Consider the following 7112-nt stretch of genomic DNA (forward strand, 5'->3'; position numbering starts at 1 on the left):
CTGTTTTACGCTTTCGATTGACCTCTAAACCTGACCTGTATGAAAAAGATTGGTATGCTTTGGTTCCTATGCTGCATCGCGTTCGGTCGTGAACATGCGTTTGCCCAAGACCCTAACTTTCATATTTACCTCTGCCTCGGCCAGTCTAACATGGAAGGGCCCGCTGCAATCGAGGCCCAGGATACGACAGTCAGTGCCCGATTTCAGCTACTGGCCGCGGTGGATTGTCCGCAGCTCGGACGTAACCAGGGTAACTGGTACCCGGCCAAACCACCCCTGTTTCGGTGTAATACCCGCCTGTCACCGGCCGACTATTTTGGCCGTACGCTGATCGCCCATTTACCCGACTCGGTACGGGTGGGCGTCGTACCGGTAGCGGTGGGCGGTAGTAAGATCGAGATTTTTGATAAAGTTCAGTATCGATCTTATCTGGACTCTTCAGCTGCGGAAAGACCCTGGATGATCAATATGGCGAATGCGTACGGCGGTAACCCTTACGAACGACTGGTGACCCTGGCTCGACTGGCCCAGAAACAGGGAGTGATTAAAGGAATTTTGCTCCATCAGGGAGAGTCTAATACGGGTGATAAGGCCTGGCCGGGTAAAGTACAGAAAGTATACGCTGACTTGCTGAAAGATCTCGGTCTGGCCCCGGATTCAGTACCCTTACTTGCGGGCGAAGTGGTCAATCAGGATCAGCATGGCCAATGTGCCAGCATGAATCCCATCATTGCGACGTTACCCCAAACCATTCCGAATGCCTACGTCATTTCCTCGGCGGGCCTTCCGGCAGTTCCGGATAAACTTCACTTTACCTCCCAAAGCATCCGAGAATTAGGTAAGCGATACGCCATGCGAATGCTGTCGCTGCAGGGGTATGAGGTGAAGGAATAATGAAGTTTTTCTCATTGTGAATATTTGATAGTCAGTGGTTTTAAAGAGTAGGTGTTTTGTCCTGCATACACGGCTGGTGGTTTAGTCCATGTGCATCCCATGCCGGCACGCCCACCGCTCTTTTCATCCTGCCCACCTCATTGCGGATGAAGTAGGCGGTGTTCGCGACAGGAAGGGAATCGGATTTATGCCGTCCATGAAAAGTTCGATTGGACTTTAACAACCACCAACTTCTGACAATTAGTCAAATATTGATCAACTGCCAGAAGAAGAAAACCTCTCCCGCCCCTGAGCCATTCCATGGGGGGAGCAATGCGGTGGACCTGAGCTAAGTTAGGCAGTTACGGAGAGGTCCAGCCTGGAATGCTCACGGGCTACTAGTCGGCCAGTAAAAAGGACCAAACCCGGTCTAGGTGAATAACGAGGTTTCAACGCATTAAAAGAACCAGGCTTTTTGTAATAAGGCTGAAAGCTCTCTATACTCTAAACCCCTATACGCTATGAAAAACCATTACCTGATTCCCCGTATGAACCGATGGTTGTTCAGCGGATTGCTGCTTAGCCTGGTCGGCATTGCCCGAGCCCAGCCACCGAGGGGTCCGCTGGTGGTATCACCCGAGGTTCATGCGGATCACACCGTTACGTTTCGGTATCTGGCCCCAACGGCCCGGGAAGTAAAGTTGAGCGGGCAGTTCGAAAAAATGGCCGTTCCTCTAACGAAAAATGAACAGGGCATTTGGAGCGTGACGGTAGGTCCGGTGAAGCCGGATATTTACCCGTACAGCTTTCAGGTCGATGGCGTAACCGTTATGGATCCGGCCAATGTAGCGTTTTTTCCGAACGAGCGTTTCAAGGCCAGTCTGGTCGATGTACCGGGTGATACGCCGTTGATTCATGCCCTGAAAGATGTACCACATGGAACGGTGTCGTACGAATATTATCCATCAGTCGAAGGTACAACGGGCTCGCTGGTTGTGTACACACCACCGGGATACGATCAGAATCCCACTAAAAAATACCCCGTATACTACCTCATCAGTGGTACCACGGATACGGAAGAAACTTTCTACAAAGTGGGTCGGACGAATCTGATTCTGGATAACCTGCTGGCGGAGGGGAAAACGAAACCGATGATCATCGTGATGCCCTACGGCAACATCGCCGCCCGGATAACAGAACAGAAGGGCGGAGCCAAACCCGCCGATCCCGTCGTACGTGACGATGCCGATGCCGTGAATCGGGCGAATGCCTTTGGCGACGATCTGATCCAGAACATCATTCCCTACATCGAGAAAAATTACCGTACGCTAGCCAATCGGGAAAACCGGGCCATCGGCGGATTCTCACGGGGTGGGGGACAAACCCTCCGGGCCGCCTTTGGCCACATGGACACCTTTGCCTGGGTGTGTGCGTATAGTTCTTACCTATCGCCCGCCGAAATGGAGCGGAGCTACCGGACCATTGCCAGTAACCCAGCCCAGACCAACAAGCAACTGAAATTACTGTGGGTAAGCGTAGGGAGTGATGATTTTCTCTACAAAGGCACCCTCGAATTCATGGAGTATCTGAAGGCGAAAAGTGTGAACTTCAAAAGCCGGATTACGGACGGGGGACACACCTGGATGAATGTCAAGAAATATGTGGCGGAAACCGCTCCCTTACTCTTTCAATAGACGCAGCTTACCGCTATGAAAAAAGTCATCTATCTTCTGTCCGTACTGCTGGGATCGAGTTTCGCCGGAATGGCTCAGCGTTCGCCCACCATTAGTTCTCCCGACGTACATCCCGATCATCGCGTCACGTTTCGCTATTTTTCCCGGAACGCTAAAAAAGTTACGTTAAACGGTGAATTCCTGGCATCTCCCGTAGCGATGACCAGGGATACGGCCGGCATCTGGAGTGTAACCGTACCCGCGGTGAAGCCTGACGTGTATCCCTATAGCTTTTCGGTAGACAGCGTTCAGATCGCCGATCCCAACAATACCTACATCTTTGCCAATGAACGCTTCAAGCGAAGCATCGTTGATGTACCGGGCGATCAGCCGCTGATTCATTCCTTACAAAAGGTACCCCATGGCAAAATCAGCTATCGGTACTATCCGTCGGCGACGCTCGGTCGAACGCGTAACGTACTGATTTATACGCCACCGGGCTTTGATCCCAATGGTAAAACGAAGTACCCGGTCCTTTACCTGATTCACGGCGGTTCCGACACCGAAGAAACCTGGACGAAAGTAGGACGGGCTCACTGGATTGCTGATAATCTGATTGCCCAGGGCAAAGCAAAACTCATGGTGATTGTGATGCCCTACGGGAACGTCCGGCCCAGTCCTATGGCTGATTTTACCAAAGATCTGGTTAACGATATTATTCCATTCGTGGAAGCGAATTATCCCGTTTACAAAGACAGCAAAAACCGGGCAGTGGCGGGCTTTTCGGTGGGCGGCGGCCAAACGCTTAACATCGGCCTGACCAATCCCGATAAGTTCGCGTACATCTGTTCCTATGCTCCGTACACGGCCACGGAAGAGTTTGCCAAAAACTTTACCAACTGGTCGCCGAATGCGGAGCAAATGAACAAACAATTGAAACTGTTTACCATTAGCGTGGGTACGGATGACTTTCTGTATGAACCCGTCAAACAGAACATTGCCATGTTTCAAGGTAAGAAGCTGAATCTGACGCCCATCATCGTTCCGGGCGGTCATACCTGGATGAACTGTAAATTATACCTTGCTCAAACGTTACCCCAATTGTTTAAATAAATCCTCCCTTGCTTCTGATACTGAACCAGATAGCCGGGGGGAGTTTTTGCGTGTAAACCTTAATAACCTCTAAAAACAAAGCTATGATTCGTAAAACGATCGCGGTCGTACTGGCCTACGCACTGGCCCAGACCACCAGTTTTTCACAAACCGCTGTGAAAGAAGATTTCAAACCTTCTACCTTAAATCAACCCGGTCAGGAATATCCGCAGGTCAATTCGCAGGGCTATGCCCGGTTCCGTATTAAGGCACCGAAAGCCGATAGTGTGCGAGTAAGTCTAGGCCTGGGTGGAAAAGGAGGAACGCTACTTTCCAAGAGTGACGACGGGTTTTGGGTGGGTACGACGGGTGGGCCCATGGATGAAGGGTTCCACTACTACAATGTGAACATTGATGGCGGAAAATTCAATGATCCTGGGGCTAAGAACTATTACGGCTCCGTACGCTGGGAAAGCGGCATCGAAATTCCCGCCCATGACCAGGACTTCTACGCCCTGAAGGACGTGCCGCACGGCCACGTGCAACAGGTACTGTTTCCATCCAAGAGTACGAACACCTCCCGTCGGGCTTTTGTCTACACGCCGCCGGGGTACGAAAAAGAATCGTCGAAAAAATATCCGGTATTGTATCTACAACACGGTTGGGGTGAAGACGAAACCGCCTGGAGTAATCAGGGCCACGCCAACCTGATCATGGATAATCTGATTGCTGAGGGTAAAATCAAGCCCTTCATCATTGTGATGACCTACGGTATGACGAATGAAGTGAAAATGGGAGGTATGCGTAATTTCAAGATCGAGCCCTTCCAGACGGTACTCGTTGATGAGCTGATTCCGTACGTGGATACCCATTTCCGAACCCTTACGGATCGTTCGAATCGGGCCATGGCGGGCTTGTCGATGGGCGGCATGGAAACGCATACCATTACCCTCAACAAGCCCGAGAAATTTGGTTCTTACGGACTTCTAAGCGGTGGACTATATACGCCGGAAGAATTAAAAGACCAACCCAAAGCGAAGTTGATCTTCATCAGTTGCGGCAGTAAAGAGCGACCCGAAGCCGTGAAAAAAGCCGCCGAAGACTTGAAAAAGGCGGGATACAACGCCGTTTCCTACGTCTCCGCCGATACCGGACACGAATTCCAAACCTGGCGACGGAGCCTCCACGAACTGGCTCCGCTGCTCTTTAAGTAATTCACTGATCCTTCGCAAAGCCACTAGTTTTGCGAAGGATTCTAGTAATAGGAAGAGTTTTCGTCCCGCTGAGACGACTGGTCTATTAGTCCATAGGCATTCTTTATCAAGATTTTCCAAGAACCAATAACTAGTATCACAGTGTCAGTATTTCGTCTCACAAGCACGGCTGGTTATTTAGTCCCTATGCATTCCATGCAGGCACGCCCGCCGCTCTTTTCATCCTGCACTGGGCCACCGCATTGCGGATGAAACCATTCCATGGGGGCCATCCCATGGTGGCCGCCATGGAATGGAAGGCAGCTTGAGCCCGGCATGGAATGCGATAGGACGGGGTTCGAGTTTATGCCGTCCATGAAGGTATTTGACTGGCTTCTAACAACCACTAACAAATAACCAACAACTACTGCCAAAAGAAGAAAACCTCTCCCGCCCGTGAGCCATTCCATGGGGGCAACGGAGTAACCTGCCTCGCCCATTCCATGGGGGCCATCCCATGGTGGGAACAATGCGGTGGCCTGAGCTAAGCTAGGCAGTTACGGAGGGGCTCACGGGCTACCGAACAGCCAGTAAGGAGGACCAAACTAGTCTAGGTGAATAACGAAGCTTCAAAGCTGCAATACTGTTCCACGGAGAAATGGAAACAACTACTAGCCAGCATGCTTACGGCACGAAACTCCATCTGTTCAAACGACCTAATTAAACGATCTATAACGCATGAACCTTAAATCCCTATTCCTCAGTACCGTTTGGGTCGTGACCTGGGGTACTGCCCTGGCTCAGCCCACAGTAAAAGAAGCCCCCAAAGGTTTTGATGTTTCCCGCTCCGACATCGCCCACGGGAAACTCGATACCGTAAGCTATGATTCAAAAACGGTGGGCGTCAAACGGAAAGCTCTGGTGTACACCCCGCCCGGATACGCCAAAAACAAGAAGTATCCCGTTTTGTACCTGTTACACGGGATCGGCGGCGATGAGAAAGAGTGGCTGAATGGCGGCAAACCTCAGGTAATCCTGGATAACCTGTACGCCGAAAACAAACTGCAGCCCATGATCGTCGTCATGCCCAACGGGCGGGCCATGAAGGATGATCGTCCGATTGGCAATATTTTCGACAAGGAAAAAGTAGAAGCGTTCAGTACCTTCGAAAAGGATCTGTTGAACGATTTGATTCCATTTGTCGAGAAAAAATACCCTGCCTTGAAGGACCGCGAACATCGGGCCATTGCCGGTCTTTCGATGGGCGGCGGACAGTCGCTGAACTTCGGTCTGGGTAATCTCGACACCTTTGCCTGGGTGGGCGGTTTCTCTTCGGCTCCCAATACCAGAAAGCCGGAAGAGCTGGTACCCAATCCCGAGGAAGCTAAAAAGAAACTGAAGCTGCTCTGGATTTCCTGCGGCGACAAGGACAACCTAATTACCTTCAGCAAACGTACGCACGACTATCTCTACGAGAAAAAGGTACCGCACGTGTACTACGTCGAACCGGGTGTACACGATTTTAAAGTCTGGAAAAACGGGCTGTACATGTTTTCTCAGTTTCTCTTCAAGCCCGTTGACGTCGCTTCCCTTTCCAAGTACACGGTGCTGGGCACGTCGGCGACTACCAATATTCGCAACGCCTCGTATCCGCAGATTTTACCGGATAATCGGGTGGTGTTTCGTGTAAAAGCCCCCGAGGCTCAGAAAGTACAGATAGACCTGGGCAAAAAGTACGACATGGTGAAAGATACCAGTGGATTCTGGACAGTGACGACGGATTCCGTGAGCCGGGGTTTTCACTACTATTCCCTGCTGATTGATGGAATGGCCGTAGCCGATCCAGCCAGCGAGTCGTTCTACGGGATGAGTCGGATGGCCAGTGGCATTGAAATTCCGGACCCGGACGGCAGCTACTTTGCTATGAAAGATGTACCACACGGCGATATTCGCATGAAACGGTACTTTTCGCCCGTGACGAACAGCTGGCGTCGGGTGTACGTGTATGCTCCTCCGGGCTACGACAAGAATACCAGCGAGAAATATCCGGTTCTGTACCTCTTGCACGGCGGTGGGGAAGATGAACGCGGCTGGGCTACTCAGGGGAAAACGGATTTGATTCTGGATAATCTGATTGCCGATCAGCAGGCCAAACCTATGCTGGTGGTTATGCTGGATGGAAACGTGAGTATGGGCGGCGGACTGGCGGGTTTCAACGAAAACGTACTGAAAGCCTTCGAAAGTGAGTTGAAACAGGCCGTAATTCCCCTGGTTGAAAGTA

General features: G+C 51.2%; 5 protein-coding genes. All 5 read left to right on the plus strand.

The annotated features are described in order from the left end of the window. Positions 1-39: 39 nt before the first annotated feature. The gene (locus ACOJTG_RS22920; RefSeq protein ID WP_420155935.1) at positions 40-894 is read left to right on the plus strand and encodes a sialate O-acetylesterase; all 855 of its coding nucleotides are present in this window, start codon (positions 40-42) and stop codon (positions 892-894) included. Positions 895-1421: 527 nt separating this feature from the next. After that, positions 1422-2567 carry an alpha/beta hydrolase-fold protein gene (locus ACOJTG_RS22925; protein WP_420155939.1) on the plus strand — a complete coding sequence of 382 codons (1146 nt, stop codon included), beginning with the start codon at positions 1422-1424 and terminating at the stop codon, positions 2565-2567. 15 nt (positions 2568-2582) lie between these two features. Beyond that, entirely contained in the window at positions 2583-3659 is a 1077-nt protein-coding gene (locus tag ACOJTG_RS22930; protein WP_420155936.1) for an alpha/beta hydrolase, read from the plus strand. 83 nt (positions 3660-3742) lie between these two features. Continuing rightward, positions 3743-4852: an alpha/beta hydrolase-fold protein gene (locus ACOJTG_RS22935; protein ID WP_420155937.1), complete on the plus strand. Its 1110-nt coding sequence runs from the start codon at positions 3743-3745 to the stop codon at positions 4850-4852. A gap of 717 nt (positions 4853-5569) precedes the next feature. After that, a partial coding sequence (locus ACOJTG_RS22940) for an alpha/beta hydrolase-fold protein (RefSeq protein WP_420155938.1) occupies positions 5570-7112 on the plus strand: 1543 nt, incomplete at its 3' end.

This window comes from Siphonobacter sp., from assembly GCF_048595215.1.
In the GTDB taxonomy this organism is placed as follows: domain Bacteria; phylum Bacteroidota; class Bacteroidia; order Cytophagales; family Spirosomataceae; genus Siphonobacter.